We start from the raw sequence: 24502 nt of genomic DNA, 5'->3' as shown, positions 1-24502 counted from the left end.
GGGTCGATGCAGCCAACGCGGACCGGGGCACCAGGGGCGGGAGCCGGAGTGGATGTGCCGGACCTCGTGGGGCGGATCGGAGGAGGGCTGCTCGCGGCGGCCTTCGGGCTGGTCGCACGGCTGCGCGGCACCCGGGCCCTGCACCCGGTCGGCTTCTGCGGCACCGGAGTCCTCACCGTCTCCCCGGGCGAGCGCAGCGGCGTGGTACTGCTCGACGACCCAGGTCCACATCCCTGCCTGGTCCGCTGGTCACGCGCCACCGGCCTGCGGGATGGGCCCGACATCGAGGGGCTCGCCGTCCGCGTGGACGGACCAGCGGCGGGTGACGTGCTGCTTGCCTCCACCGGCACCGGCGCGCTGATGCGGCACGTCATCACCGTGCGTGGCCGGCGCGACCACGGCCCGCTCACCACGCTCCTGCCGCTGTCCACGGCGCGGGGTCCGCTGCTCCTGCGGCTCGACCCTGAGAGCGACGGAGACGACCCGCCGACGGCCTACCGGCTCCTGGTGAGCGCGCCGCTGAGGCCGTGGCACGAGCGCGGGCGGCTGGACATCACGTGGACCGAGGAGGACTGCACCCGGCGCCACGACCCGGTCGGCCACCCACCCACCGGCACGTGGACCCATCCGCTATGGGCTCGCCTGCGCCAGCCGTCGTATGCCGTGTCGCAGCAGGTCGGTGCCGACCCGGAGGAGCCGCGTCGTGTCTGAGCCCCTGACGAGCACCGACGAGCACCCCGAGCGCTGGCTGGTCGTCAACGGACGACGCTGGCGAAGGCAGGACCCGGCGTTGCCGGCGGAGGTCGCCGAGCGGCTGCTGTCGCACCTCGGCCGCGGGCGCTCCGGCGTCAGGGCCGCCACCGGGGCCGGAGAGGACCCGTCCCCCGCCCGGCGGCGGGTGGACCTCGCCAAGCACGGACTCGGTGAACGCGGGACGCCGTGGTGGGAGCAGGACGCTGCGCAGCGACGCAGCCGCTGGGAGGAGGCCTTGACCGACCTTGACGCGCTCGACGCCTGACGGGGGCACGGACCGGGACGCTGCCTCGGTGCGGCTGCTCCTGCTCGCGGACACCCACCTGCCGATGCGCGCCCGCGACCTGCCGGTCCAGGTCTGGGAGGCGGTCGGGGCCGCCGACGTCGTCATCCACGCCGGTGACTGGGTGACGCCCGCACTCCTCGACGCCCTGGAGGAGCGAGCTGCCCGCGTCGTCGGGGTGTGGGGCAACAACGACGGTCCGGAGCTGCGGCGCCGGCTCCCCGAGGTGGCCCGGGTCGAGCTCGGTGGCCTGGACTGGGGCGTCGTGCACGAGACCGGGGCACGGACGCGGCGCGAGGAACGGATGCGGGCGGCATACCCCGATCTCGACGTCCTCGTCTTCGGGCACAGCCACATCCCGTGGGACACCGAGCACGACGGTCTGCGCCTGCTCAACCCCGGGTCGCCGACCGACCGGCGTCGGCAGCCGGCCTGCACCTTCATGACGTGCACGGTCGGCGGTGGAGCGATCACTGATCTGGAGCTGCACGCCCTGCCGCTCCTTACCCGCTGACCCTGCCCCCGCTCGCGGTCTGGGCGGACTCCGCACCTGGCCGGTAGCGACGTGTCTTCGCTCCACCACGCGACGCAAGGACACCCCCATGTGCTCCATGCCGGCGACGCAACGGGCCGGTGCTTCACGACCGGCAGCCAATGGGGGTGTCTTTGCGTCGTAGAGGCGGGGTGAGGGGCGGGAGCTGTGCACAGGGGCGCCTCCTGGGCGGGGCCGTCCACAGGTCGAGGATGGGGCTCTGGAGCTGCGCTGGGTGCCGCCTCACCATCGGAGGCATGACACCAGAGCAGCACGCGGCGCAACGGGCCGCGGACATCGACAGGGCGACGGGGAGCCTCACGGTCGCCGACTCCGTGGGACTGGCCCTGCGGGACCACCGTCGGCGGCTCGGCCTCTCGCAGCGGGCCTACGCCGCCATGCGCGGGTGGTCGGCCAGCTACATCGCTCGTCTGGAGACCGGCTCCGGCCGCTACGCCCTCGACGACCTCGTCGAAGCCCTCGAGGGGACGGGTTTCTATCTCGCCCTCGTGCAACGAGGCGAGGGCGCCTCAGCGGCTGCCGAGATCGTGGAGCCGGCGTCGTGGCCCGAGACCGAGCTGGTCGCCCGGGTCCGTGACGGCAGCCGGCGTTTCCCCGCGCACCACGAGACCCGTGCGGTGACGAACCCGCCGAACTGGTGGTGGCACCGGGAGTTCTTCCATGGCGTGGGCCCCGAGCCGCGGTGGTACGCGCCACGACCGACCGAGTCACCGTGGCCAGGCACCGGTGACGACGTCGCCTGAGCCTCGGCGCACCGTGGGATGCGCGGAGCCGTCGTCGGGGGGCCGCTCGCTCGCTTCAGTGGGTGGAGCAAAGGCACTCCCCTGGCGGGGACATGCGCTGCGCGCGACACGCCGACACGCCGACACGCCGGACCTGCACGTGCCGATGCAGCACGCGTGAGCCGAGCACGCCCGCTGCTCGCCACTATCCGGCGAGGAAGTCCAGCCGCACGGTGCGGTCGTGGTTGTCGACGTTGAGGTCGACGAGGCAGATGCTCTGCCAGGTGCCGAGCGCGAGGCGCCCGTTGTCGACGGGCACGCTCGCGTAGGGCGGCACGAGGGCCGGCATGACGTGCGAGCGACCGTGCCCGGGGCTGCCGTGCCGGTGCCGCCACCGGTCGTCCGCGGGCAGCAGCTCGGCCAGCGCGGCGAGGAGGTCGTCGTCGGACCCGGCGCCGGTCTCGAGGATCGCGATGCCGGCGGTCGCGTGCGGGACGAAGACGTGGAGCAGCCCGTCCCCGAGGCCCTGCACGAAGTCGGCGCACCGGTCGGTGAGGTCGACGACGACGTCCTCACCACCGGTGCGCACCCGGAGCAGATGGGTCCTCATGACGCTGGCCTCCTCAGAGCTCGTGACCGACGAAGACGGGTTCGTTGACGAGGGTGACGCCGAAGCGGTCGTGCACGCCGTCGCGCACCTCCCGGGCGAGGGCGGCAACCTCGGCTGCCGTGGCGGACCCACGGTTGGTCACGGCCAGAGTGTGCTTGGTGGAGAGGGCGGCCGGGCCGGGCATCCCGAACCCCTTGCCGAAACCGGCCTTGTCGATGAGCCACGCGGCGCTGGTCTTGACGTCGCCGCTGGCGTCCGCGAACCGGGGCGGGGTCGGAGCGTCGTCGCCCAGCTCGGCGCGCACCCGCGCCGCGAGGTCGTCGAACCGGGCCGCCGGCATGATCGGGTTGGTGAAGAAGGACCCGCAGCTCCACGTGTCGGGGTCCGCGTCGTCGAGCACCATCCCGCGCCGACGCCGCTGCTCGAGCACCGCCTCACGGGCGTCGCCCAGCGGCACCCGGGCGCCGATGTCCACGCCGAGGCCGGCGGCGAGGTCGGCGTAGGCGATGGGCTGCGACAGGTCGGCCACGACGAACTGGAACGTCACGTCGAGCACGACGTGGTTGGCGCTGGCCTTGAAGAGCGAGTGCCGGTAGGTGAACCGGCACTGGTCGGCGCTGAGGGTGCGGACCTCCTGGGTCCCGCGATCCCAGACCCGCACCCGCGCGATCGTCTGGGAGACCTCCTGCCCGTAGGCGCCGACGTTCTGCACCGGTGTCGCACCGGTCGACCCCGGTATGCCGCTCAGCGCCTCGACGCCGGACCATCCCTCCGCGACCGCCCGCTCCACGACGTCGTCCCAGACCTCGCCGGCGGCGATGCGGACCATCGCCCCACCGCAGTAGTCGACGGACTCCGGCTCGATCCCCGACGTCGCGACCTTGACCACCGTGCCGGCGAAGCCGGAGTCGGCGACGACGAGGTTGGACCCGCCGCCGAGGACCAGCAGGGGCTCCTGGGCGTCGTCGACCTCGCGCACGGTGTCGACGAGCTCGTCGATCGTCTCGGCGACGACGAGCCGCTGGGCGGGACCACCCACTCGCATCGTCGTGTGCTCGGACAGCGGGACGTCGTGCAGCTCCTGCATCAGGCGAGCTGGACGACGGCGGTGCACCGGCCGAGGACCTTGGCACCGGCCGCGGTGACGCTGACGTCGACGGTGGCCCGACCGGACTCGGCGTCGACCGCCTTGACGACCCCGCCGACGACGACCTCGGCGCCGTCCGAGGGGACGACCACCGGCTTGGTGAAGCGGGTGCCGAACTCGACGACGCGATCCGCTCCCCCGGCCCACTCGGACACCGCGGACCCCGCGGCGCCGAGCGTCCACATGCCGTGGGCGATGACGTCGGGCAGCCCCACGGAGCGGGCGAACTCCTCGTCCTGGTGGATCGGGTTCTGGTCGCCGGAGGCGTCGGCGTAGGCGACGAGGGTCTCGCGGCCCACGGGCACGGTCACCGGCCCGAAGGTGTCGCCGACGGCGGTCTTGGAGGCGCTGCGGGCGGTCACCGGTCCTCCCCTCCTCGCACGACGATGGTCGACGTCGACGTGCACACCGGCTCCCCGCCGGCGGTCAGCTCGGTGCGCGTCGTGATCATCGCGTGGCCCCCGGCCATCCGGATCGAGTCGACGGTGAGCTCGCCGGTCAGCTCGTCGCCGGCCGTGATCGGCCGGTGGTGCACGAAGCGCTGCTCGCCGTGGACCACCCGGCTGTAGTCGACGCCGGCCTCGGGGTCCATGACATAGGCGCGGTCGCACTGCTGGGAGATCGTCACCGCGAAGGTCGGGGGGGCGATGACGCCGGCGTGGCCGGCCGCGCGGGCCGCCTCGGCGTCGTGGTGCAGCGGGTCGTCGGAACCGACCGCAGCGGCGAAGGCAGCGATCTGGGCCGCGCTCACGGCATACGGTCCGCTCGGGGGGTAGGTGCGCCCCACGAAGTCGAGGTTGACCACGGAAGTCTCAGTCATGCGCCCACTCTAGGGACTGGGGAACGACGAAGCCGCCCGGCACCGTGAGGTGGGGCGGCTTCGTCGGACGAGGCGCTGGTGTCAGCGGGTCTCGCGGTGCGTCGTGTGCTTCTTGCAGCGCGGGCAGAACTTCGCCAGGTCGAGACGGTCGGGGTCGTTCCGACGGTTCTTCTTGGTGATGTAGTTGCGCTCCTTGCACTCCGTGCACGCCATGGTGATCTTGGGGCGGACGTCAGTGGCCTTGGCCATCGGGGCAACCTGCTCTCGAAAAGGGTGATCGTGGTGGAAAGCGTGTCCGTCGTCGCGCGCCGTGATGGGTCCCGCGCGACATCAGCACAACAGAGTACGCGACTTCAGGTATTCCCTGAAATCACGCTGCGTAGCGGGAGCGGGGCTCGATCCCGCGACCTCACGATTATGAGTCGTGCGCTCTAACCAGCTGAGCTACCCCGCCTTGGGGGTCTGAGTCACCACGTGGTGGTGATGGCCCTGACCAGAGCCCCCTGTCGGAATCGAACCGACGACCTTTTCCTTACCATGGAAACGCTCTACCGACTGAGCTAAGGGGGCGTTCCAGACACCGGGCCGGGCCCGGGCTGAGTGCGTCGGGAATGCTACACGGACACCTGCGCGGGGGTGAAATCCGGGGCTGACCGGCCCGTCAGCCGCCTCGCCCGGGCAGCCTGATGACCGTCATGCCGGGCGTCGTGGGCGGGTGGTCCATCGCCGCGAGGGCCGCGCCGGCGCCCTCCAGCGAAAGGACCTCGCCGACGAGCAGGTCAGGTCGCAGGGTGCCGTCGGCGACCAGCTCGAGCATCGCGGGGTACTCGTGGGCGGCCATCCCGTGGGAGCCGTACAGCTCGAGCTCGTGGGCCACGACCCGGTCCATGGGCAGCGGTGGCGTGGAGGCCGCGCCGAGCAGCAGCCCGACCTGGACGTGCCGGCCACGGCGACGCAGGGAGCCCACCGAGGCAACGGCCGTCGTGACGCTGCCGAGGGCGTCGAGGGAGACGGCCGCCCCTCCCCCGGTGAGCTCGCGGACGGCTGCAGCCGTGTCGGGGGCGGAGCGGGCGTCGACGACGTGCTCGGCCCCGAGCTCACGGGCGCGGTCGAGGGCGCCCCTGCTGACGTCGACCGCGACGACCCGCGCCCCCAGCGCGACACCGATCATCACGGCGGAGAGCCCCACCCCGCCGCACCCGTGGACGGCCAGCCACTGACCGGGCTGCAGGCGCCCGTGCGCGGTGATCGCCCGGAACGCGGTGGCGAAGCGGCAGCCGAGCGAGGCGGCGGTGGCGAACTCGACGGACTCGGGCAGCGCCACGAGGTTGGCGTCCGCGGCGCCGAGCGCCACCCGCTCGGCGAACGAGCCGGGGCCGGTGAAGCCGGGCTGGGTCTGGTCCGGGCAGACCTGGGCGTCCCCCGCCCGGCAGTGCTCGCACACGCCGCAGCCGACGACGAACGGGACGGTGACCCGGTCTCCGCGGTGCCAGCGGCGGACCTCGCTGCCGACCTCGGCGACGACACCGGCGAGCTCGTGCCCGGGGATGTGCGGCAGCGAGACCGGGTCGTGCCCCCTCCACGCGTGCCAGTCGGACCGGCAGACCCCCGTGGCGCGCACCTCGACGACGACGCCGTCGGGCGCGCACACGGGCTCCGGCACCTCGCGCAGAGCCGGCGGCTCGCCGTGGCGCTCGTAGACGACGGCCCTCATCGTGCGGTCGCGATGGTCAGCGGGGTCGGCCTCGTCATGCCGCCCAGTGTCCCGTTGCCGGTCACGCCGGCCGACGCCGCCTACCCTTGCGCCATGAGCGAGGTCCAGCTGCCCGAGCACGGCTCCGAGCACGACGACGTGACAGGGGTGGACGCCGACCGGGACGAGCGGGTCGCGGCCTTCTGGGAGGTCGCCCGGCTGCACGCGAAGATCAGCGGCGTCCCGGCCTACTTCGGGCCGACTCCGCTGGAGTCCGTCCCGCCGCCGGCATGGTCGTTCGGCGACGGCGCGGACCAGGCCGACGGGCTGCTCGACCTCGTGCTCGCCGGGACCAAGACGGCGACCGCGAGCGCCTTGTGGGACTACGAGGCCGAGGACGAGCCGCTGCCCGAGCCGGGTGCGCTGAGCATCATCCTCGACGGGTCGGGCCACCCCCGTGCGCTCATCGAGACGACCGACGTGGAGGTCGTCCCGTTCGACGAGGTGGAGGAGGAGCACGCCCGCCTCGAGGGCGAGGGCGACCTGTCACTGGCCCACTGGCGCGAGGTGCACGAGCGCTTCTTCACGGCGACCGCGTCGCACGGGCACGGCTTCGTCGCGGACATGCCGGTGGTCTGCGAGCGCTTCCGCGTCCTCCACGCGGACTGACCGCCGGGCGCCGGGCGCCGAGGCGACGTTCAGGTGCGGATGATCCGCCTCTCGATCGCCGCCGCGACGGCTCCGGCCCGGGTGTCGACGCCGAGCTTGGTGTAGATGTGGGAGAGGTGGCTCTTGACCGTGGCCTCGGAGACGAACAGCTCGCGGGCCATCTCCTTGTTGCCCAAGCCCCGCGACAGCAGCTCGAGGACCTCGACCTCGCGCTCGGTCACGGCGTCGCGGCCGCCGGCTCCCGCCCGCCGCACGACCATCGCCGCCACCGCAGGAGAGAGGACGGTCTCGCCCCTGGCGGTGGCGCGGATCCCGGCGAAGAGCTCCGACGGCGGGGCGTCCTTGAGCAGGTAGCCCCGGGCGCCGGCCTCGAGGGCCCGCAGGACGTCGGCGTCGGTGTCGTACGTCGTCAGCACGAGCACCTCCGGCGCCTCGGGCTCGGCCCGCAGGACGGCGGTCACCTGGGCGCCGCCGTCACCCGCACCGAGGTTGAGGTCCATGAGGACCACCTCCGGTCGCTGCTCCCGCACCACGGCCAGGGCGGCGCCTGCGTCGCCCGCCTCGCCGACGACGGTGAAGTCCTCCTGTCCCTCGAGGAGGGCGCGCAGGCCGGCCCGCACGACCGGGTGGTCGTCGACGAGGACGATGCGCACCGTCACGACGGGACGCCCGCGCGCGGGAAGGCGACCGACACGGTCGTCCCCTCCCCGGGGGTGCTCTCGACGGTCGTGCGGCCACCGAGGTCGTCGGCACGACGGCGTATGCCGTCCAGTCCGGTCCCGCGCCCGTCGCGCCCGCTGACCCGGTCCGGCTCGAACCCGCGGCCGTCGTCACGCACGTCCAGCCTCAGCTCGTCGCGCTCGTAGGTCAGGGACACGACGACCCGCTCGGCACCGGAGTGCTCGACCGCGTTGGCCACGGCGCCGCGTGCGGTCCGGACGACGGCGGCCGCGGTCTCGGCGGGGACGGCCACCGCGGGACCGTGCACCCGCACCTCGGCCCGCAGGCCGTGGGCGCCTTCCTCGACGACCCGGCGGACCTCGGCGTGCAGGTCCTCGGGCGCGCCGACACCGAGGCCGACCGGGGCGAGGTCGGCCACGACCTGCCGGACCTCGTCCAGGCCGTCGCGCGCCGCGGCGGAGGCGCTGCGCACGTGCGCGCGCGCCGCGTCGGGGTGGCGCGCCCACTCCTGCTCGGCGGCCTGGAGGAAGAGGTTGATGCTCGACAGCCCCTGCCCGACCGAGTCGTGGATCTCGCGCGAGATCCGCGTCCGTTCGGCGAGGGCACCGGCGGTGCGCTGGGCGGCCGCAAGGTCGACCTGAGCCGCCGACAGCTCGTCGAGAAGCCGCTGGCGTGAGGCCGCCTCACGGTCGAGGGTGCGGAACGCGGCGACGGTGAGGCCGGCCATGGCCACGGGTCCGGCGACGAGCGCCGGGTCGAACCCGTCGGTGATCCGCAGCCAGGCCGCACTGACGAGGACGGCCATGAGCGCGACGACACACGCGGCATACGGGAAGGGCAGGGTCCGCAGCACCGCGAAGGCGACGGCCACGGCCACCCACGCGAAGGAGGGCGCGACGAGCGTGAGGGCGCTCCAGATGACGACGAGCACGGCCACGCGGGCCGTGGGCACCCACCCGGCCGGCGACACCGGGCGGACGAGGGCGAGCAGGCCGAGGAGGCCGGCGCCGGCGACGACTCCCCAGCCCTCGAGGTGCAGGCCGTGCCGGGAGACGTAGCGGACGGTGCACGCGACGAGCAGCAGGACGAGCGCCGCGTCGAGCCAGCGCTCGAGCCGGGCCACGGGCGCGAGGAGGCCCCGGGCCGCCGGGTTCCCGGGTCCGCGCCCGAGGGCCACCGCATCCATGACCGTGCAGCCTAGGACCGCCGGCGCCGGGACCACATCATCCGATCGGCTACCCGACGGTGGCTGGTTGCCCCTCGCGCACCGGGTGGGCGGGCGAGGAGAGTGGAGTGCAGCAGGGTCGGCCACTGGCCGACCGCCCTTCCCCCGCCTCGAGGAGAACCATGTCCACCCTGCGTCTCGCCCGATCGACCGCGGCCCTGGCCGCCGTCGCCACCCTGCCCCTCGCGCTCGCCTGCGCCGTCCCCGCCGCCGCGACGGAGGGCGGCCGACCGGCGTCCTACGTCCTCACCGGCGACCCGGGCGGCTCGAAGTTCGAGGGCATCGGCGTCGACCGTCGCCGCGGCACCTTCTACGTCAGCGAGGTCACCGGCGGCGAGATCCACCGCGGCGTGGCCCGATCCGCCACCACCGAGCAGTGGCTCGCAGGGGACGGCACCGACGGTCGCTTCACCGCCCGCGGCATCACGACCGACGACGCCGGCCGGGTCTACATCGCCGGCGGGCCCAACGGCATCGACGCCGCCACCGGCACCGACAACGGACGCCCCGACGTGTGGGTCTACTCCCCCGAGGGCGAGCTGCTCGCGGCCCTGCGCCTCCCGGGGGACAACGCCTTCGCCAACGACGTCGCCATCGGCCCGGACGGTGCGGCCTACGTGACGAACTCCAACGCCCCGCAGATCTTCCGCATCGCCCACGAGGATGGCGCGTGGCAGGCCGAGCTGTGGTCGGACGCGAGCGGGACCATCGAGCAGCGCCCCGGCTTCAACCTCGGCGGCATCGTGCTGACGGCCGACCGCAGCGCGTTCGTCGTGGCGCAGGGGACGACCGGCCAGCTGTGGCGCTTCGCCACCGCGGACGGCGCGGTGACGCCGGTCGAGACCGGCGGGGCCGACCTGACCAACGCCGACGGTCTCGTCCGCCAGGGATCGCGCCTGCTCGTCGTGCGCAACTTCTCGCGGATGCTCGCCACCCTGCGCCTGGCGGCGGACGGCAGCACCGCGACCCTGGTGTCGCAGGAGCCGACCGACCCGACCCGGGTGCTGACCACCGCCAAGGTGCTGCACGGGCGGGTGCTCTTCGTCGACAGCAAGTTCGACGAGACCGTCGCCGCGCCGCCCTACGAGGTCGTCACCGATCCCTTCGTCGGCTGACGAGTCCCGTATGCCGTCCGCCGTCCGAGCCGCCGTGGCTGCCACGTTCGCCGTGGCAGCCTTGGCGGCCTGCACCGCCACTCCGTCGAGCGGCGGGCCCTCGACACCCGGGAGCACCGTGACCGCCACACCCCCGCCCGACGCCACCGGCACCACCGAGGCGGCCGGCTCGGCCGGGAAGGGTCTCGACGAGCAGCTTCGTGACGCCGCCTGGCCCGGCGACACCGCCCGCGCGGCCCGGCTGGTCGAGCAGGGCGCCGACGTGAACGCCCAGGACGAGGCGCAGCAGTCGGCCTACCTCATCGCGACGAGCGAGGGGCACCTCGACCTCCTGCGGCTGACCCTGCGCAGCGGTGCGAGGGTGGACGACAAGGACAGCTGGAACGGCACCGGCCTCATCCGGGCGGCCGAACGCGGTCACGCCCTCGTCGTCGGCGAGCTGCTGCAGGCCGGCATCGACCGCGACCACGTCAACCGCATCGGCTACCAGGCCGTCCACGAGGCGGTCTGGCTCGGGGAGGACACCGCGGCCTACGTCGACACCGTGCGCGTCCTCGTGGCCGGCGGGGTCGAGCTCGACCGCCCGTCGGGCACGGAGCGCCTCACCCCGCTCGAGATGGCGCGCGAGCGGGGATACGGGCGGCTCGAGTCCGTGCTGACCAAGGCGGCCGGGGCGACACCGCCGGCGGACGCCGATGCCGCACTGCTGGCCGCGGCCGGGTCCGGCGACGCCGATGCCGCCGCGCTCGCGCTGCGGGCCGGCGCCGACCTCGAGGTCCGCGACGGTGAGGACCGCACGCCACTGCTCCTCGCCGCGACCTCCGACCACGTCGACCTCGCGCGGCTGCTCGTCGCGATGGGAGCCTCCGCGGACGCCCTCGACGGTCGGCACGACACCCCCTGGCTCGTCACCGGGGTGACCGGGAGCGTCGCGATGCTCGAGGCGCTGCTGCCGGCCCAGCCCGACCTGACGATCAGGAACCGCTACGGCGGGATCTCGGTCATCCCGGCGAGCGAGCGCGGCCACGTCGACTACGTCCGGCGCGTGGTGCGCACCGGCATCGACGTCGACCACGTCAACGACCTCGGCTGGACAGCGCTGCTCGAGGCCGTGATCCTCGGCGACGGCGGACCCAGCCACCAGGAGATCGTGCGGATCCTGCTCGAGGCGGGGGCGGATCCGGGGCTCGCCGACCGCGACGGCGTCACCGCCCTGGAGCACGCGCGCTCCAAGGGGCAGCACGAGGTCGTCGAGATCCTCGAGTCGGTCGGCTGAGCCTCGCCCGTGGACCCGGCTGCGTCAGCGGGCGATCGAGCGGCGCGCGTCCACGAGCGACGGGCCGTACCAGGTGATGAGGCGACCGCTGACGAGCCGGGTCGCCGTGCGGGAGAAGGACTCCGGGCCGTCCTCGGCGGTGAAGACGTAGGGCTCGTCCGGCAGCAGCACGAGGTCGGCGCCGGCGCCGTCGAGCTGGTCGAGGTCCACGTGCGGGTAGCGGCCCGGTTCGCCGGCCGTGACCACCTCGAGGCCGAGCCGGGCCAGCAGGTCGGCGGTGAACGTCGGGTGCCCGACGACCATCCACGGGTCGCGCCAGATGGGGACGAGCACGCGAGCCGTCGCCGGCGGCACGGGCCCCGCCCACAGTCGCTCGGCCTCGACCAGCCACTGCGGCTCGTCCCAGCCGCAGACGTCAACCAGGAGCCGGCGCATCGAGGCGAGCGACTGGGGCACGGTCTCGATGTCGGTCACCCAGACCGCGATCCCCGCCTCGCGGAGGCGGACGACGTCGAGCTCGCGGTTCTCCTCCTTGTTGGCGATGACGAGGTCCGGCTCGACGGCGGCGATCGCCGAGCGGTCCGGGTTCTTCGTGCCCCGCACCCGTCCGACGTCGAGGTCAGCGGGGTGGGTGCACCAGTCCGTCGCCCCGACCAGGGCGCCGGCTCGTGTCGCGGCCACCGCCTCGGTGAGCGAGGGCACGAGCGAGACCACCCGGCATACGGGGGTGTCGGGCAGGACCACCGCGTGGCCGAGGTCGTCGCGCAGCGTGCGGGTCACGGGAGCGGCGCCTCAGGCGCGCGCGACGGCGAGGAACGTCGAGAAGGTGCCTCGACCCTGGTCGTCGCCACCGAGCTCCTTCTCCACGGAGCCGGCGTCGGAGACGGTGACGTCGTCGAAGCCCGCCCGGCGCAGCCGCTCGGCGAAGGCGTCCCGGTCGAAGCCGTCGTGGCCGGTGAAGTCCGTGTGGTCGGCGTGGAAGGCGCCGGCCCGGTCGTCGTCGAGGTCGACGATCGCGAGCCACCCGCCGGGGTGGAGCAGCCCCTTGACGGCCTCGAGCAGCCGGTCCACCTCCCGGACGTGGTGCAGGGCGAGCATCGCCCACGCCCCGTCGAAGCGACCCTCGGGCATCGGGTCGGTGACCAGGTCGAGGCGCTGCGCGGTGAGCCGGTCGGCGAGCCCGGCGCGCTCGATGTTGGCGCGGGCCACCTCGACCATGCCCGGCGAGGCGTCGGTGACGAGCACCTCGGCGACGTCGGCGGCGAGGGCCAGGCTGAGCTGACCGGTGCCGCCGCCGATCTCGATCACGCGCTCGGTGCCGTCGAGCGCCAGGGTCTCGCGCAGCAGCGCCGCCGTGCTGTGGGCGCGCTCGATCTTGGCCGGGTCGTCGTCCCACGTGGTGGCGGCGGCGTCGAAGTGGCCGTGATCGTGCTCGTGCTCGTGGTGGCTCATCCGGTCACCCTGCCACGCGGGTCCTGTCGAGGTGCGAGCGCAGCGCTGCGCCGATGCCCCCCAGGGCGACCATGACGTCGTCCCGGCGGTGGCCGGGCGGGTCCTCGGACCAGTTCGCCACGACGGCGTATGCCGTGGCGCGCCCACCGCTGTTGACCACTCCGACGTCCGCCCGGACGCCGAGGTTGGTGCCGGTCTTGTTGACGAGGCGGGGTCCGGACGGCTCCTCGGCGTGCGACAGCGGGTCCTGGTGCCACGCGGACGCCACCATCGACAGGTCCATGCCGGGGGCGAGCCAGCGCAGCACCGTCCGGCCGGCCGAGTCCTGGACGTGGCGCTCCGCCCACAGCCGGGCGAGCACGTCGGTGAGGTCGGCCGCGCAGCCGAGGCTGAGGTGCGGTGGGTCGGCGGGGCCGCGCAGGCCGCGCACGACGTCGACGAGGTCGGAGCCGCGGGTCGCCCACTCACGGGCCCGGGTCCGGATGCTCTCGAGCGTCAGCAGGTCGATGAGGACGTTGGTCGCGAGGTTGTCGCTGGCCGCTCCCACGAGCCGGGCGACGTCGACGACCGGCAGGACGTCGGTCGACAGGTGCTGCCAGAGGCCGGAGTCGGCCACCGGTGGCACCGCACGCCGGTCGAGCGGGAGGTCGGGCGCGACGCGGCCGTCGTGCAGGCGCTCGGCGAGCTCGACCAGGACGAAGAGCTTGCCGACGCTCGCCGTCGAGAGCAGCCGGTCGGGGTCGTGCGACGCCAGCACCTCGCCGCTGCCGAGGTCCACGACGGAGACCGACCAGTCGACGCCCGGCAGCAGGTCGAGGGTCAGCGGCACGTCAGCGCGGGGCCATCCGGAGGGCGCCGTCCATGCGGATCGTCTCGCCGTTGAGGTAGTCGTGGTCGATGATCGCGAGCGCGAGCTTCGCGTACTCCTCCGGCTTGGCGAGCCGCTGCGGGAAGGGAATGCCGGCCGCGAGCCCGGCGCGGAACTCGTCCGAGACGGTCGCGAGCATCGGGGTCTCGACGATGCCGGGCGCGATGGTGCAGACCCGGATGCCGTACTGCGCGAGGTCGCGGGCGGCGGGGAGGGTGAGCCCGACGATGGCGCCCTTGGACGAGGAGTATGCCGCCTGGCCCACCTGCCCGTCGTAGGCCGCGATGCTCGCGGTGTTGATGATGACGCCGCGCTGGCCGTCGGCGTCGGCCTCGGTCTGCGCGATGGCCTCGGAGGCGAGGGCGAGCACCGTGAAGGACCCGACGAGGTTGATCTCGATGACCTTGCGGTAGAGCGAGAGGTCGTGCACGCCCTTCTTGCCGAGGATGCGGGCGCTCGGGCCGATGCCGGCGCAGTTGACGACGAACCGCAGCGGGGCGGACGGGTCAGCACTGGCCTGTGCGACGGCGGCCCGGACCTGCTCCTCGTCGGTGACGTCGGTCGCGACGTAGGTGACGCCGTCCACGTCGGGCGCCTGCTCGATGCCCTGGGCCAGGTCGAGGGCGTGGACGTGGACGCCCTGGGCGGCGAGGGCGGCTGCGGTCGCGGCGCCGAGGCCCGAGGCGCCACCGGTGACGATGGCGGAGGTCTGGGAGGTCTGCATGGCGGTCATCCTGTCATCGACGCTCCCGCCGCTCACAGCCCCTGGTTGCGGGCCGCGCCCGTGACCTGCGCCGTTGCCGGTCGGGAAACCAGCGGTCATACTGGAAGTCATGGCCTCCTCATCTGCACACCCGCGTCCCCGTCACGCCAGCAGCCCGTTCGCGGCTCGGCCCGAGCCGGTGATCGAGCAGTTCGAGGTCGGCGAGCGGGTCTGCCACGACACCCACGGCCTCGGCCGCGTCGTCGGCATCGACGGCACCGGCGCCACGGTCGACTTCGGCAGCAGCACGGTGCGGGTCGAGACGCCGTTCCGCAAGATGAGCAAACTCTGACCGCTGCTCCATCATCTGCGCGCCCTGCCTGAGGGAGACGCAGTTCCGGCTGGTTGGATCAGGCATGCGCATCTTCTTCACCGGCGGCAGCGGCAAGGCCGGCAAGCACGTCGCGACGTTCCTCGCCCAGCAGGGCCACCAGGTCACCAACGCCGACCTCGTCCCCCTCGGTGACCCCGGGGTCTCCGACCTCAAGGTCGACCTCACCGACGTCGGGCAGGTCTACTCCGCCCTGGCCGGCCTGGCACGGATGAACGAGCTCGAGCTCGCGAGCGTGCCGGCATACGACGCGGTGGTGCACTTCGCCGCGGTCCCGGCCATCCTGCTCACCGCGGACGCGCCGACCTTCGCGACCAACGTCGTCAGCACCTACAACGTCATCGAGGCCGCGACCCGGCTGGGCATCCGGAAGGTGGTCTTCGCGTCCTCGGAGACGACGTACGGCGTGTGCTTCGCCCAGGGTGAGCGGCGGCCGCAGTACCTGCCGGTCGACGAGGAGCACCCGACCGTGCCCGAGGACTCCTACGCGATGTCCAAGGTGGCCAACGAGGTGACGGCCCGCTCGTTCCAGGCGCGCACCGGCGCCGACATCTACGGGCTGCGGATCAACAACGTCATCGAGCCGCACGAGTACGCGGAGAGCTTCCCGGCCTACCTCGCCGACCCGGCGCTGCGGCGGCGCAACATCTTCGCCTACATCGACACACGAGACCTCGGCCAGATGGTCCATCGCTGCCTCGAGGTCGACGGGCTCGGCTACGAGGTCTTCAACGTCGCCAATGCCGACATGTCGGTGGCGGCGACGACGGACGAGGTGCGTGAGCGCTTCTACGACGGGGTGCCGGTGACCCGCGAGATGGGGCGCGACGAGACCTTCTACTCGATCGACAAGGCGCGTGAGCTGCTCGGGTTCGACCCGCAGCACTCCTGGCGCGACGTCCTGCCGGATCCGCGGGCGCAGGCGTGAGCCCGGCGGGCGTCGAGCCCGTCTCCCCCGACGCGCCGGGGCTGACCGGCCGGGTCATGATGACCCAGCGGTGGCGTGACCTGACCTTCCTGCACTGGGCGGTGGACCCTGCGCTCGTCGCCTCGCGGATGCCGCCCGGCGTGCGCCCCGACACCCTCGACGGGGTCACCTACGTCGGGCTGATCCCCTTCCGGATGGTCGGGGCCGGGGTCGGTCGCGGCCCTGCGGTGCCGTGGCTGGGGTCGTTCCTCGAGACCAACGTGCGCCTCTACTCGGTCGACGACACCGGGCGCCGCGGCATCGTCTTCCTCAGCCTGGACGCCGACCGGGCGGCGGTGGTCGTGGGCGCGCGGGCGGCGTTCGGGCTGCCCTACCGCTGGGCGCGGATGCGCCATCGGGTGGAGGGTTCGGTCCACACGTACGACGCCCGGCTGCGTCGCCGCGGGCAGCCGGTGTCGAGTCACGTCGCCATCCGGACCGGTGCGGTGCGCGAGAGCACCGAACTGGATCACTTCCTCAGCGCGCGTTGGGGACTGCACGTCCGGTATGCCGGCCGCACGCTCTACGTGCCGAACCGACACGAGGTGTGGCCGGTGCACGACGCCGAGGTGCTCGCGCTCGACGACCAGCTCATGGCCTCGGTGGGACTGCCGGACCTGGCCGGTCGCACCCCCGACCACGTGGGCTTCAGCCCGGGGGTGCGGACCGAATTCGGTTTCCCCACGGACGCCCGGCACCCGCGTCGCTGACCCGCCTGCTCGTCGGACCCGTCGCTGCTACCGTCGGCAGATGGTGCAGCCCGGTGACGTCATCGAGAACCCGGTCACCGGCGAGCGCATCACCTTCGTGCGCACCAGCGCCGAGAGCGGCGGCGCCCTCGCGGAGATGGACCTCGACCTCAGCCCGTCCGCGTTCCTCGCGGCCGAGCACCTGCACCTGCGGCAGGAGGAGAGGTTCGACGTCGTCCAGGGCCGCATCCGGCTCCGCTGCCGGGGCGACGAGTCGGTGCACGGCGCCGGGGAGTCCGTCGTCGTCCCGGCGGGTGCACCCCACGCATGGGCGCCGGACGGGGACAAGGGGGCCCGGGTCCGGCTGACGTTCACGCCGGGGGCGGGCATCGAGGACTTCTTCGACGAGTTCTTCCGCCACGGGCGCGAGGGCAGGACCAACGCCAAGGGGATGCCGCCGCTCCTGGTCACCGCGCGCCTAGGGCTGGCCCACGACATGTACCTGCCCGGGCCTCCGGTGCCGCTGCAACGGGCCGCCTTCCGTATCCTCACTGGTGCGGCGCGGCTGGTCCACCGTGACTGACGGGGGCCGAGTCATCACGTCAGCTCACGACTCTCTCGACGCGTCCGCCCCGCGCAAGGCTGCCGTGCGGCGCCTGCGCGAGGAGCGCGCAGAGCTGCTCGCCCGGATCTCGCAGCTCGACGCCGACATGACCGCGATGTTCGAGGCGTCGCGCGACTCCAACGCCGACGACGAGCATGACCCCGAGGGCCAGACCATCGCCTACGAGCGGTCGCAGCTGTCGGCGCTGACGGCGCACGCCCGCGCCCAGCTGGCCGAGGTGGAGTCCGCGCTGGAGCGGGTGGACGCGGGCGCCTACGGCGTGTGCGAGGTCTGTGGCAAGCCGATCGCGGCGGGTCGTCTGGAGGCCCGCCCCACGGCGAGGACCTGCGTCGAGCACACCTCGACAGCAGGCCGGCGCCCGCGCTGACCCCTGGTCTGACTCCCCTTCATCGTGACGTCAGGAGTGGAGGTCCAGGCGGAGGATGATCTCGCCCTGCGAGTCGACGTCTCCACGCGGTACGAAGCCGAGGCGCTCGTAGAACCCGGCCGGCCCTCCTTCGCCGGGCACGTGGCTGGTCAGCAGCTCTGTCGCTCCCTGCTCCCGCAACAGCCCGACGAGCTGGCGCAGCACCTCCCGGCCGTAGCCCTTGCCCTGGTACCGGGAGTCGATGAGCAGCTTCCACAGGAACCAGGGCCCGTTGAGGTCGGGCGGCTGCGGCACGACGTCCCAGCTCAGCATGACGAACCCGACGGGCACCTCGTCGTCGTAGACGGCCCGGTACCAGGGGTTGCCCTCGGGGTGCGCCCGCGCCTCGGCCAGGGACTGGGCGACGGTGCTGACGAACTGCTCCTGAGCCGGGGTCGTGCGCAGCTCGACGACGTCGACCAGGTTCGCGTCGGTGACGGGACGCAACGTGACGCTCACGGAGTCAGCTCGGGTCGGTCCGGGACCCAGACCACCTGAGGCCCGAGGGCCTCGAAGCCCGCGTCCGTGAAGTGGCTGAGGTCGTCGTCGGCGGAGTATCCGACCATTGGCAGGCCGGGATGCAGGCCCTCGGCGCACACGACCATGGCGGGGACCTCGTCGGCCTCGTCGCCGGCCGCCCACGTGTTCGACAGGTCGACCACCTCACCGGTGCGGTGCAGGACCGCCCCCGCGACCATCGCTCCCCCTTCTCGGCGCACGAGGAAGGTGAAGTCGGGGTGCTCGAGCAACGCGGGGACGAGGACGCCGGTCGTGTCCTGGTGCTCGTTCCACGCCGCCAGCTCGTCGGGGTCCCCGAGCACGGACCAGCCCTCGGGCCATGTCAGGGCACCGTCTGCGGACGGGGGCCGGTGCAGCCAGGTCGCCCGGAAGAGGGGCGCGAACCCGTGGCCGGACAGGTCGAGCGTCCCGAACGAGTCGGCGACACCGCAGCCCGGGAACGGCGCCAGCACTTTGACCACCCGCTCCGGGTCGACGTCCGGCCTCAGCGTCTTGGCCGCCGAGTGCCAGCGCGGCGGTTCGCCCAGGGCGCTCCAGAGGCCGTCCTCGCAGCGAGTCGGGATGCCGTGGAGGGCGAAGACCTGCTCGTACCACGCAAGGCTCGCACCGATCGCGGCCCTGAGCTGCTGGTCGGCGGTGTGCAGCTGCTCCATCCGCCCATGCTCCCAAGGGACGAGCGCCACCGCACCAGAGTTGACGAGGTGTCCGCTTGAACCCTTCGGGCCATCGAGGCAGCGCCTGACGCAGCGCGGTGGCCAGTGCCAAGATGTCAGCGTGGTGTCGGAAACGCGGATGGTCGCCCTGGGCTTCGGCAAGTTCGCGCGCGCAGACCGCATCTTCGCGCTCGAGCGCATCACTGGTGACGAACGCGGTGACGGCCGCCGCACCCGGGTGTGGATCGACGGAGTCACCGAACCCCTGGTCGCCTCGAGGACCGAGGCCACCATCCTTCGCGACATGGGCCAGGAGGCAGCGATCCTCGGGCCGGAGCTCGACGAGGCGTTGGACCTGGCCTCACGGTTGGCGGCAGCAGCCGACGAGGGCCGCGTCGACCTGAGCGACCTGGGCCGTCGAGCGCGACGGCTTCTCGCCTCGACGACCGAGCCTCCGCGCTGAACGGCGGACGGGCCGGCCCCGGGGCCGACCGTGGGAGGACATCGACCTCGATGTCGCACAAGGCACGGCCAGTACGTCAGGCTGGAAGGGCTCATGTGGTACCGACTGGTCGCTGACGCCGCCATGCTGGCGCACTTCTCGTTCCTGGCCTTCCTCGTGCTGGGTGGGTTCGTCGCGTGGCGTTGGCCGCGCGCCATCTGGGCCCATGCGGCGACGGCCGCCTATGGGCTCCTCAACGTGCTCGTCGGCTGGCCCTGCCCGCTCACCCATGTCGAGGACTGGGGGCGGGAACGAGCCGGCGAGGCGGGGCTGCCCGCCACCGGGTTCATCGACCACTACCTCGCCGGCGTCGTCTACCCCAAGGAGCACGAGGTTCTCGTCCAGCTGCTGGTGGCCGTCGTCGTGCTCATTTCGTGGGTCGGCTTCACGATCCGGTCCTCGGAGAGCCACCCCCTGCGCCTAGGCCGGCTTCACGGGCCATGACGATCACCTCTCCCCTGTCGGCGACGCCGAGCTTGGCGAAGATGCTGCTGACCCGGTTGCGAACCGTCTTCTCCGAGAGGAACAGCCGGCGCGCGATGATCGGGTTGGCCAGGCCGCCGGCCATGAGGTCGAGCACCTCGCGCTCCCGCTCGGACAGCTCGGGGAAGGGCTTCGCCGCGACCCCGCTGCCCGCGGTGAAGAAGGCGCGCATCCGTCGCGCGACCTCGGGCCCGTAGACCGCGTGCCCGGCCGCGACCCCGCTGACGGCCCGGGAGATCTCCTCGATGCCGGCGCCCTTGAGCAGATACCCCAGCGCGCCCGCCTGGATGGCCGCGAACACCGCCGAGTCGTCCCCGGCCATCGTCAGCATGAGCACCTGCGCCTCCGGCCACTGCTCGATGAGACGAGCCGTGGCGGTGACGCCGTCGAGCTCGGGCATCTGCACGTCCATGAGGACGACGTCGGGCCGGCGTTCGAGCGCGGTCGTCACGCCTTGGATACCGTCGGCGGCCTCTCCCACGACCTCGACGCCGAGCTCCTCCAGCAGTGTCCGCAGCCCCCTGCGGAAGACGGGGTGGTCGTCGACGAGCACAGCCGTTGTCATGCTGCTCCGTTCCTCTCCGGCAGGGTGGCGACGATGGTCGTCCCCTTCCCCGGCGCCGACCGGACCTCGACGGACCCGCCGAGGGCGGCCGCGCGCTCCTTCATGCTCGTCAGTCCCACACCAGGCATCGTCGTCGACGGGTGGAACCCGACCCCGTTGTCCTGCACCGACACGCGCAGGACGGAGTCGTCCAGCGCGAGCCTGACCCGCACCTGCGTTGCCCGTCCGTGCCGGACCGCGTTCGTGATCGCCTCCTGCGCAATCCGGTATGCCGCCGCCTCACCTGCCGCCGAGAGTCCCGTGAGCTCGGACTCGGCCACGACCTCGGTGCGGAGGGTCGACCCCTGCGCGGCGGCGACGGCCGGGCCGGCGGTCTGGAGCGCGGCCGCGAGCCCGAGCTCGTCCAGGGCGGCGGGCCGGAGTCCTCGTGCGACGGCGCGGACGTCCTCGACCGCCATCGCCGCCTGCTCGGACGTCGAGACGAGCAATTCCCCCACCCTGGTGGTGTCGCCGCGCATCAGGGCGGCCCGGGCCGCGTCGACGGTCATGGTGACCGCGGCCAGCTGGGGGCCGAGACCGTCGTGCAGGTCGTGGCGCAGCCGGCGCCGCTCCTCCTCCTGGGCGGAGACGAGCCGGCCCCGGCTGTGCTCGAGCCCTGCTGTGAGGGCCATGGCCGCGGCTGCGGCGGCCAGTGGACCGGTGACCGCCTCGACCACCCGCTGATCCTGGAGCGACAGGCCACCGCGCCGCGCGTCGGGAGTGAGGTGCAGTGAGCCAATGTCCTCGCCGTGGTGGCGCATCGCGACCGTGTGGGACGGTCCGCCTGCTGCGTCGTCCCCCGAGGAGAGGTCGACCGCTCCGGTCGCGGTGTCCATCTCCAGGCGCACGCGTGCCAGTCCGAGGGATTCGCGCAGGACGTCGAGCCCGTCCTGCACCGCCTGGCGCGGTGACGGGGCGGAGCGGACGGCCTCGTCGAGGCGATAGACCACCACCTCGGGGACGGGACGGTCGCGCTGGAGCAACCGGTCGGCATACCGCTGGACACGGAGCCGAGCGGGGTTGAAGGCGAGGGCGATTGCCACGGCGGCCGCGAACGACGCGGCCCGGCTTTCGTCCCCGACGAGGACGCCGACCCAACCCGCGACGGCCGCGTGCAGGAGCGCGGCACCGGCGAGGAGGACCACGGCGACGACGGTGCGGTTGAGGAGGAGGTCGATGTCGAAGAGGCGGTAACGCAGGACCGCGACGACGAGCGCGAGCGGGATGAGCAGAACGGCGACCGCCCGCACCCAAGGCGGCGCGAGGGCCGTGGCGACGACGGTGAGCAGGACGGCATACCCGAACCAGAGGACTTGGTGCCGCTCCACGCCGGAGGCCCGGCGGTAGCGGACTCCGAGGGAGACGAGGCCTAGCAGGCACAGGGCGCCGCCGGCGATCGCGAGCGCTGCTGCGGCCGGCTCGAGCACCCCGTCGAGCGCTGCGACGCCGAGAGGGTTGCGGACGTCCGCGGTGTCGGGGATGGCGACCGGCGCGAATGCCGCCAGCAGCACCCCGGCCGCCGTAACGGCCCCCAGGGCGAGGACCGCGGGGCGCCACCTGGGGGACGGCAGCCGACCCTCGGGGACGGCATACGGCAGGAGGCCGACCACGAGGGCGAGCGGTGGGATCCAGCTCCACAGCGTCAGCCATCCGGCGAAGGCCTCGCCGCTCTCCACGCCCGCGAGGGCGACGGCACGGGCGAGGGTGTAGGTGCTGGCGAACACGCTGGTGGACAAGAGGATCGCGACCATGCGACGCGCCGAGGGGGTGGCCGCGAGCCCGGCGGCGGCCAGCCCGTAAGACGGGGCGACGACCACCTCCGGCGTCCGGACGAGCTCGCCGAGGACGCCCTGCGACCAGGCGACGGCCACGGCGCCGACAGCGAGTAGGGCGGCGAGCACGGCCGCCCCCCGGACGGCGAGAACCGTCGTCCGGGGTGCGAGAGGTGCGAGGTCGGGCACGGTCAGGCCGCGAGGGCCGGCCGGTCGTCGCGGCGCAGGTGGTGCGCGGCGCCGATGCAGGCGGCGATCCAGAGCCAGTGGGCGTCGACCGGGCCGGGGTTGCGCAGGACGAAGTCCACGACGACGAACGCCAGCATCGTCAGGGGGATCCACCGCGGCATGGCCCCAGTCTTCAGCAGGCCGGCGGCCAGCACGATCATTCCGGCGAAAGTGCCGAGCAGGAACGGCGCCATGAAGAGCAGCCCGAGGACGGGGTCCTGTTGCGCGGCTTCCAGGGCGCCCGCCGCACCGGCGACGTCACCGGACCGGGCGAACGGGACCTGCATGAGGCTCATGAGGTGGATGCCGAGGAAGCCCCACATGCCGGAGAGGAGGAGCCACGCCGCCGTGCTGCCGAGCCTGGCGGAGCGGGTGCGAAGGTGCTGGGCGAGGACGACGAAGCCGATGCCCATGAGCGGGATGGCAAGGGTGCCGGCCACGGTGAGCGCGGTGTACGTCGCCTCGTGCTCGGCGACGAGCCGGAGCTGGTCACCCATGGCCTTCGGGCGCTCGGGCAGGAGGAGGTGCATGCCGATCGACTCGGCGCCGTTGAGCAGGGCACCGCCGACGAGGGCGACGGTGGCCAGGCGCGGGCCGATCAGCGGTTGCCGGGTGGAGACGGGGGTCATGGTGGTGGTGAGGGCGTGGGACCGGATGTCGGTCATGACGGTGAAACCTTCCGAGGTGCGGCGGACCCTGTGCCCGCCTGACTTCCTCGAGGTTCGTCCCGGACGTGTCCCCTCCACGAGGGGCCGGCGTCCCCACTCGGCAGGGACCGCTCCCCCGAGCCGGTGCGGCCGCGCTCGAACATTGCCCGCGCACGACGTTGGGGGGCGCGCGTGAGTGGAAGGCGACGTAGCGACCCACGTGAGTGTCCCCTGTGTCGCGAACGCGGGGTTCCGCCCGAGTCTCCCCCGGTCCGAGGACACTGAGGAATCTGTAGTCAGTGGGTCAGGATGGACCCCATGGACTCCCACGCCACGCCCACCGACCCTGAGCGGTTGGCGAGATCGCTGTCCGTGCACGGGCAACAGCGCCGAGCACCGACCCGCCGCCTGCGCGACTTCCTGACGCGCGTGGAGGACGGCGACCTGGACACCTACGGTCGGGGCGGAGCGGTGGCACGGCTGGAGGAGCGCGTGGCCGGCCTGCTCGGCAAAGAGGCGGCGGTGTTCATGCCGACCGGTGCGATGGCCTCGCAGGTCGCGCTCAGGCTGCACGCCGACGCCCGCACTTGTCGCACCATCGGGTTCCACCCCAGGGCCCACATCGAGGTGCACGAGCACAAGGGGTACGAGATCGTGCACGGGCTGCACGGGAGGCTGCTGGGCGAGCACGATCGCTTGGTCACCGTTCAGGACCTGGAGGCCGTCCGCGAGCCCCTGGCTGCCGTGCTGCTCGAGCTGCCCCAGCGCGACCTCGGTGGGCGCCTCCCATCATGGGAGGAGCTGACCGCGCAGACCTCTTGGCTGCGCACCCGAGGCATTGCGGCGCATCTCGACGGCGCCCGGCTGTGGGAGGCCCAGCCGTACTATGGGCGTCCGCACGCCGAGATCGCCGCTCTCTTCGACACGGTCTACGTCTCCCTGTACAAGGGCCTCGAGGGTCTCGCCGGGGCGGTCCTCGCAGGGCGGTCGGACCTCGTGGACCAGGCCCGTCAGTGGCGGGCTCGGCTGGGTGGGCAGCTGCACCACGCCTGGCCGCTGGCGGTATCGGCGGAGATCGGGCTCGACACGCTCGTCCCCCGAATGCCTGCCTTCTGGCAGAGGGCCCAGGAACTCGCGGCGGCCCTACGCGGCCTTCCGGGCGTCGAGATTGTCCCTGACCCCCCGCAGACCCCGCTGTTCCACGTCATCGTCCCCGTGCCGCCCGACGTCTTGGCGGCAGCACACCAGCGGTTCGTCGAGCGCCAAGGACTCGAGCTCTTCCTCTACCCGCGACCCACCACGTCCCCGCGGTGCAGCCGGTTCGAGGTGACTGTCGGTGAGAACGCCATGGCCCTCGATCCCCAAGGCGTCCGTCAGTCCTTGCTGGAAGTCATCCAGGATGCGGCCGACTAGCAGCCGGCAACCACACCCCACCAACGCGGGGAC

At 73.1% G+C, this 24502-nt stretch carries 32 protein-coding genes and 2 tRNA genes; 15 read left to right on the top strand and 19 right to left on the bottom strand.

Features of this window, described 5'->3' with window-relative positions:
• The first annotated feature begins 6 nt into the window (after nucleotides 1-6).
• From ACOJV9_RS00975 to ACOJV9_RS00960, 4 genes are all read left to right on the top strand, one after another.
• The gene (locus tag ACOJV9_RS00975; RefSeq protein WP_420183312.1) at nucleotides 7-711 is read left to right on the top strand and encodes a catalase family protein; all 705 of its coding nucleotides are present in this window, start codon (nucleotides 7-9) and stop codon (nucleotides 709-711) included.
• A complete protein-coding gene (locus tag ACOJV9_RS00970; RefSeq protein ID WP_420183311.1) occupies nucleotides 704-1018 on the top strand; it encodes a 2-polyprenylphenol hydroxylase in 315 nt (104 codons plus the stop codon). The genes ACOJV9_RS00975 and ACOJV9_RS00970 overlap by 8 nt, the downstream gene beginning before the upstream one ends.
• Before the next feature lie 28 nt (nucleotides 1019-1046).
• Complete coding sequence (locus ACOJV9_RS00965; protein WP_420183310.1) at nucleotides 1047-1550, top strand: metallophosphoesterase family protein; 504 nt, start codon at nucleotides 1047-1049, stop codon at nucleotides 1548-1550.
• 275 nt (nucleotides 1551-1825) lie between these two features.
• On the top strand, nucleotides 1826-2332 hold the full coding sequence (locus tag ACOJV9_RS00960; RefSeq protein WP_420183309.1) for a helix-turn-helix domain-containing protein: 507 nt from the start codon (nucleotides 1826-1828) through the stop codon (nucleotides 2330-2332).
• Between the two features lie 184 nt (nucleotides 2333-2516).
• Here the strand turns inward: ACOJV9_RS00960 and ACOJV9_RS00955 are convergent, their stop codons facing one another.
• The 8 genes from ACOJV9_RS00955 to ACOJV9_RS00920 form a co-directional block, all read right to left on the bottom strand.
• Entirely contained in the window at nucleotides 2517-2921 is a 405-nt protein-coding gene (locus ACOJV9_RS00955; protein WP_420183308.1) for a secondary thiamine-phosphate synthase enzyme YjbQ, read from the bottom strand.
• Between the two features lie 13 nt (nucleotides 2922-2934).
• Nucleotides 2935-4008 (bottom strand): UDP-N-acetylmuramate dehydrogenase, encoded by a 1074-nt coding sequence (locus ACOJV9_RS00950; RefSeq protein ID WP_420183307.1) that lies wholly within the window; start codon nucleotides 4006-4008, stop codon nucleotides 2935-2937.
• Nucleotides 4008-4430 (bottom strand): MaoC/PaaZ C-terminal domain-containing protein, encoded by a 423-nt coding sequence (locus ACOJV9_RS00945; RefSeq protein WP_420183306.1) that lies wholly within the window; start codon nucleotides 4428-4430, stop codon nucleotides 4008-4010. The genes ACOJV9_RS00950 and ACOJV9_RS00945 overlap by 1 nt, the downstream gene beginning before the upstream one ends.
• Nucleotides 4427-4888 (bottom strand): FAS1-like dehydratase domain-containing protein, encoded by a 462-nt coding sequence (locus ACOJV9_RS00940; RefSeq protein ID WP_420183305.1) that lies wholly within the window; start codon nucleotides 4886-4888, stop codon nucleotides 4427-4429. Before ACOJV9_RS00940 ends, ACOJV9_RS00945 begins: the two co-directional genes overlap by 4 nt.
• Nucleotides 4889-4969: 81 nt before the next feature.
• Nucleotides 4970-5137 carry a 50S ribosomal protein L33 gene (rpmG, locus tag ACOJV9_RS00935; protein ID WP_035931703.1) on the bottom strand — a complete coding sequence of 56 codons (168 nt, stop codon included), beginning with the start codon at nucleotides 5135-5137 and terminating at the stop codon, nucleotides 4970-4972.
• Between the two features lie 131 nt (nucleotides 5138-5268).
• Nucleotides 5269-5342: transfer RNA gene (locus ACOJV9_RS00930), tRNA-Met, on the bottom strand.
• A 43-nt stretch (nucleotides 5343-5385) separates the two neighbouring features.
• Nucleotides 5386-5458: transfer RNA gene (locus ACOJV9_RS00925), tRNA-Thr, on the bottom strand.
• 91 nt (nucleotides 5459-5549) lie between these two features.
• Nucleotides 5550-6602: a zinc-dependent alcohol dehydrogenase family protein gene (locus ACOJV9_RS00920; protein WP_420183304.1), complete on the bottom strand. Its 1053-nt coding sequence runs from the start codon at nucleotides 6600-6602 to the stop codon at nucleotides 5550-5552.
• 93 nt (nucleotides 6603-6695) lie between these two features.
• Between ACOJV9_RS00920 and ACOJV9_RS00915 the strand changes: the two genes are divergently transcribed.
• Nucleotides 6696-7250: an ASCH domain-containing protein gene (locus ACOJV9_RS00915; protein WP_420183303.1), complete on the top strand. Its 555-nt coding sequence runs from the start codon at nucleotides 6696-6698 to the stop codon at nucleotides 7248-7250.
• Nucleotides 7251-7279: 29 nt separating this feature from the next.
• Here the strand turns inward: ACOJV9_RS00915 and ACOJV9_RS00910 are convergent, their stop codons facing one another.
• On the bottom strand, nucleotides 7280-7909 hold the full coding sequence (locus ACOJV9_RS00910) for a response regulator (protein ID WP_420183302.1): 630 nt from the start codon (nucleotides 7907-7909) through the stop codon (nucleotides 7280-7282).
• Entirely contained in the window at nucleotides 7906-9117 is a 1212-nt protein-coding gene (locus ACOJV9_RS00905; protein WP_420183301.1) for a sensor histidine kinase, read from the bottom strand. The genes ACOJV9_RS00910 and ACOJV9_RS00905 overlap by 4 nt, the downstream gene beginning before the upstream one ends.
• Nucleotides 9118-9278: 161 nt before the next feature.
• Here ACOJV9_RS00905 and ACOJV9_RS00900 point away from each other — a divergent pair, with 161 nt between their 5' ends.
• Both ACOJV9_RS00900 and ACOJV9_RS00895 read left to right on the top strand, forming a co-directional pair.
• Entirely contained in the window at nucleotides 9279-10271 is a 993-nt protein-coding gene (locus ACOJV9_RS00900) for an SMP-30/gluconolactonase/LRE family protein (RefSeq protein ID WP_420183300.1), read from the top strand.
• A gap of 10 nt (nucleotides 10272-10281) precedes the next feature.
• Entirely contained in the window at nucleotides 10282-11547 is a 1266-nt protein-coding gene (locus ACOJV9_RS00895; protein ID WP_420183299.1) for an ankyrin repeat domain-containing protein, read from the top strand.
• Nucleotides 11548-11571: 24 nt separating this feature from the next.
• On the opposite strand, the gene ACOJV9_RS00890 is transcribed toward ACOJV9_RS00895, so the two are convergent.
• Genes ACOJV9_RS00890 through ACOJV9_RS00875 form a run of 4 tightly spaced genes read right to left on the bottom strand, consistent with a single transcriptional unit; the run spans nucleotide 11572 to nucleotide 14591 of the window.
• Complete coding sequence (locus tag ACOJV9_RS00890; protein ID WP_420183298.1) at nucleotides 11572-12327, bottom strand: helical backbone metal receptor; 756 nt, start codon at nucleotides 12325-12327, stop codon at nucleotides 11572-11574.
• A gap of 12 nt (nucleotides 12328-12339) precedes the next feature.
• Complete coding sequence (locus ACOJV9_RS00885; protein ID WP_420183297.1) at nucleotides 12340-12999, bottom strand: class I SAM-dependent methyltransferase; 660 nt, start codon at nucleotides 12997-12999, stop codon at nucleotides 12340-12342.
• Between the two features lie 4 nt (nucleotides 13000-13003).
• Entirely contained in the window at nucleotides 13004-13828 is an 825-nt protein-coding gene (locus ACOJV9_RS00880; RefSeq protein ID WP_420183296.1) for a serine hydrolase, read from the bottom strand.
• Between the two features lies 1 nt (nucleotide 13829).
• Nucleotides 13830-14591, bottom strand: coding sequence for an SDR family NAD(P)-dependent oxidoreductase (locus ACOJV9_RS00875; RefSeq protein WP_420183295.1), 762 nt, complete (start codon nucleotides 14589-14591; stop codon nucleotides 13830-13832).
• A 109-nt stretch (nucleotides 14592-14700) separates the two neighbouring features.
• Here ACOJV9_RS00875 and ACOJV9_RS00870 point away from each other — a divergent pair, with 109 nt between their 5' ends.
• The 5 genes from ACOJV9_RS00870 (at nucleotide 14701) to ACOJV9_RS00850 (ending at nucleotide 17609) form a co-directional block, all read left to right on the top strand.
• Nucleotides 14701-14922 carry a hypothetical protein gene (locus ACOJV9_RS00870; RefSeq protein WP_420183294.1) on the top strand — a complete coding sequence of 74 codons (222 nt, stop codon included), beginning with the start codon at nucleotides 14701-14703 and terminating at the stop codon, nucleotides 14920-14922.
• Nucleotides 14923-14986: 64 nt separating this feature from the next.
• Entirely contained in the window at nucleotides 14987-15889 is a 903-nt protein-coding gene (locus tag ACOJV9_RS00865; RefSeq protein WP_420183293.1) for an NAD-dependent epimerase/dehydratase family protein, read from the top strand.
• Complete coding sequence (locus ACOJV9_RS00860; protein WP_420183292.1) at nucleotides 15886-16638, top strand: YqjF family protein; 753 nt, start codon at nucleotides 15886-15888, stop codon at nucleotides 16636-16638. The genes ACOJV9_RS00865 and ACOJV9_RS00860 overlap by 4 nt, the downstream gene beginning before the upstream one ends.
• A 40-nt stretch (nucleotides 16639-16678) precedes the next feature.
• The gene (locus ACOJV9_RS00855) at nucleotides 16679-17200 is read left to right on the top strand and encodes a cupin domain-containing protein (protein WP_420183291.1); all 522 of its coding nucleotides are present in this window, start codon (nucleotides 16679-16681) and stop codon (nucleotides 17198-17200) included.
• Nucleotides 17193-17609 (top strand): TraR/DksA family transcriptional regulator, encoded by a 417-nt coding sequence (locus tag ACOJV9_RS00850; protein WP_420183290.1) that lies wholly within the window; start codon nucleotides 17193-17195, stop codon nucleotides 17607-17609. Before ACOJV9_RS00855 ends, ACOJV9_RS00850 begins: the two co-directional genes overlap by 8 nt.
• Nucleotides 17610-17639: 30 nt before the next feature.
• On the opposite strand, the gene ACOJV9_RS00845 is transcribed toward ACOJV9_RS00850, so the two are convergent.
• Complete coding sequence (locus tag ACOJV9_RS00845) at nucleotides 17640-18107, bottom strand: GNAT family N-acetyltransferase (RefSeq protein ID WP_420183289.1); 468 nt, start codon at nucleotides 18105-18107, stop codon at nucleotides 17640-17642.
• Nucleotides 18104-18820, bottom strand: coding sequence for a hypothetical protein (locus ACOJV9_RS00840; protein ID WP_420183288.1), 717 nt, complete (start codon nucleotides 18818-18820; stop codon nucleotides 18104-18106). The genes ACOJV9_RS00845 and ACOJV9_RS00840 overlap by 4 nt, the downstream gene beginning before the upstream one ends.
• 121 nt (nucleotides 18821-18941) lie before the next feature.
• On the opposite strand from ACOJV9_RS00840, the gene ACOJV9_RS00835 reads away from it, so the two are divergent.
• Together ACOJV9_RS00835 and ACOJV9_RS00830 are read left to right on the top strand one after the other, a co-directional pair.
• On the top strand, nucleotides 18942-19283 hold the full coding sequence (locus tag ACOJV9_RS00835) for a hypothetical protein (protein WP_420183287.1): 342 nt from the start codon (nucleotides 18942-18944) through the stop codon (nucleotides 19281-19283).
• Nucleotides 19284-19376: 93 nt separating this feature from the next.
• On the top strand, nucleotides 19377-19766 hold the full coding sequence (locus ACOJV9_RS00830; protein ID WP_420183286.1) for a DUF2784 domain-containing protein: 390 nt from the start codon (nucleotides 19377-19379) through the stop codon (nucleotides 19764-19766).
• Here the strand turns inward: ACOJV9_RS00830 and ACOJV9_RS00825 are convergent.
• The 3 genes from ACOJV9_RS00825 to ACOJV9_RS00815 are packed head-to-tail and all read right to left on the bottom strand — an operon-like array spanning nucleotide 19708 to nucleotide 23074.
• Nucleotides 19708-20370: a response regulator transcription factor gene (locus ACOJV9_RS00825; protein WP_420183285.1), complete on the bottom strand. Its 663-nt coding sequence runs from the start codon at nucleotides 20368-20370 to the stop codon at nucleotides 19708-19710. The genes ACOJV9_RS00830 and ACOJV9_RS00825 overlap by 59 nt on opposite strands.
• Nucleotides 20367-22370, bottom strand: a complete 2004-nt coding sequence (locus ACOJV9_RS00820) for a sensor histidine kinase (protein WP_420183284.1) — start codon at nucleotides 22368-22370, stop codon at nucleotides 20367-20369. Before ACOJV9_RS00820 ends, ACOJV9_RS00825 begins: the two co-directional genes overlap by 4 nt.
• A 2-nt stretch (nucleotides 22371-22372) precedes the next feature.
• Complete coding sequence (locus ACOJV9_RS00815) at nucleotides 22373-23074, bottom strand: hypothetical protein (RefSeq protein WP_420183283.1); 702 nt, start codon at nucleotides 23072-23074, stop codon at nucleotides 22373-22375.
• Between the two features lie 300 nt (nucleotides 23075-23374).
• On the opposite strand from ACOJV9_RS00815, the gene ACOJV9_RS00810 reads away from it, so the two are divergent.
• The gene (locus ACOJV9_RS00810) at nucleotides 23375-24469 is read left to right on the top strand and encodes a threonine aldolase family protein (protein ID WP_420183282.1); all 1095 of its coding nucleotides are present in this window, start codon (nucleotides 23375-23377) and stop codon (nucleotides 24467-24469) included.
• The last annotated feature ends 33 nt before the right edge of the window (nucleotides 24470-24502 follow it).

The sequence above is a fragment of the Knoellia terrae genome, from assembly GCF_048606435.1.
In the GTDB taxonomy this organism is placed as follows: domain Bacteria; phylum Actinomycetota; class Actinomycetes; order Actinomycetales; family Dermatophilaceae; genus Knoellia; species Knoellia terrae.
The sequence above is the reverse complement of the archived record's forward strand: the minus strand, read 5'-3'. Positions and strand labels throughout refer to the sequence as shown.

Excerpts from the sequence above, each read along its gene's own strand:
- ACOJV9_RS00975 (WP_420183312.1), top strand. The coding sequence starts at position 7 with ATGCAGCCAACGCGGACCGGGGCACCAGGGGCGGGAGCCGGAGTGGAT.
- ACOJV9_RS00960 (WP_420183309.1), top strand. The coding sequence starts at position 1,826 with ATGACACCAGAGCAGCACGCGGCGCAACGGGCCGCGGACATCGACAGG.
- ACOJV9_RS00955 (WP_420183308.1), bottom strand. The coding sequence starts at position 2,921 with ATGAGGACCCATCTGCTCCGGGTGCGCACCGGTGGTGAGGACGTCGTC.
- ACOJV9_RS00950 (WP_420183307.1), bottom strand. The coding sequence starts at position 4,008 with ATGCAGGAGCTGCACGACGTCCCGCTGTCCGAGCACACGACGATGCGA.
- ACOJV9_RS00940 (WP_420183305.1), bottom strand. The coding sequence starts at position 4,888 with ATGACTGAGACTTCCGTGGTCAACCTCGACTTCGTGGGGCGCACCTAC.
- rpmG (WP_035931703.1), bottom strand. The coding sequence starts at position 5,137 with ATGGCCAAGGCCACTGACGTCCGCCCCAAGATCACCATGGCGTGCACG.
- ACOJV9_RS00920 (WP_420183304.1), bottom strand. The coding sequence starts at position 6,602 with ATGAGGGCCGTCGTCTACGAGCGCCACGGCGAGCCGCCGGCTCTGCGC.
- ACOJV9_RS00915 (WP_420183303.1), top strand. The coding sequence starts at position 6,696 with ATGAGCGAGGTCCAGCTGCCCGAGCACGGCTCCGAGCACGACGACGTG.
- ACOJV9_RS00905 (WP_420183301.1), bottom strand. The coding sequence starts at position 9,117 with ATGGATGCGGTGGCCCTCGGGCGCGGACCCGGGAACCCGGCGGCCCGG.
- ACOJV9_RS00900 (WP_420183300.1), top strand. The coding sequence starts at position 9,279 with ATGTCCACCCTGCGTCTCGCCCGATCGACCGCGGCCCTGGCCGCCGTC.
- ACOJV9_RS00895 (WP_420183299.1), top strand. The coding sequence starts at position 10,282 with ATGCCGTCCGCCGTCCGAGCCGCCGTGGCTGCCACGTTCGCCGTGGCA.
- ACOJV9_RS00885 (WP_420183297.1), bottom strand. The coding sequence starts at position 12,999 with ATGAGCCACCACGAGCACGAGCACGATCACGGCCACTTCGACGCCGCC.
- ACOJV9_RS00875 (WP_420183295.1), bottom strand. The coding sequence starts at position 14,591 with ATGCAGACCTCCCAGACCTCCGCCATCGTCACCGGTGGCGCCTCGGGC.
- ACOJV9_RS00870 (WP_420183294.1), top strand. The coding sequence starts at position 14,701 with ATGGCCTCCTCATCTGCACACCCGCGTCCCCGTCACGCCAGCAGCCCG.
- ACOJV9_RS00865 (WP_420183293.1), top strand. The coding sequence starts at position 14,987 with ATGCGCATCTTCTTCACCGGCGGCAGCGGCAAGGCCGGCAAGCACGTC.
- ACOJV9_RS00855 (WP_420183291.1), top strand. The coding sequence starts at position 16,679 with ATGGTGCAGCCCGGTGACGTCATCGAGAACCCGGTCACCGGCGAGCGC.
- ACOJV9_RS00840 (WP_420183288.1), bottom strand. The coding sequence starts at position 18,820 with ATGGAGCAGCTGCACACCGCCGACCAGCAGCTCAGGGCCGCGATCGGT.
- ACOJV9_RS00830 (WP_420183286.1), top strand. The coding sequence starts at position 19,377 with ATGTGGTACCGACTGGTCGCTGACGCCGCCATGCTGGCGCACTTCTCG.
- ACOJV9_RS00825 (WP_420183285.1), bottom strand. The coding sequence starts at position 20,370 with ATGACAACGGCTGTGCTCGTCGACGACCACCCCGTCTTCCGCAGGGGG.
- ACOJV9_RS00815 (WP_420183283.1), bottom strand. The coding sequence starts at position 23,074 with ATGACCGACATCCGGTCCCACGCCCTCACCACCACCATGACCCCCGTC.
- ACOJV9_RS00810 (WP_420183282.1), top strand. The coding sequence starts at position 23,375 with ATGGACTCCCACGCCACGCCCACCGACCCTGAGCGGTTGGCGAGATCG.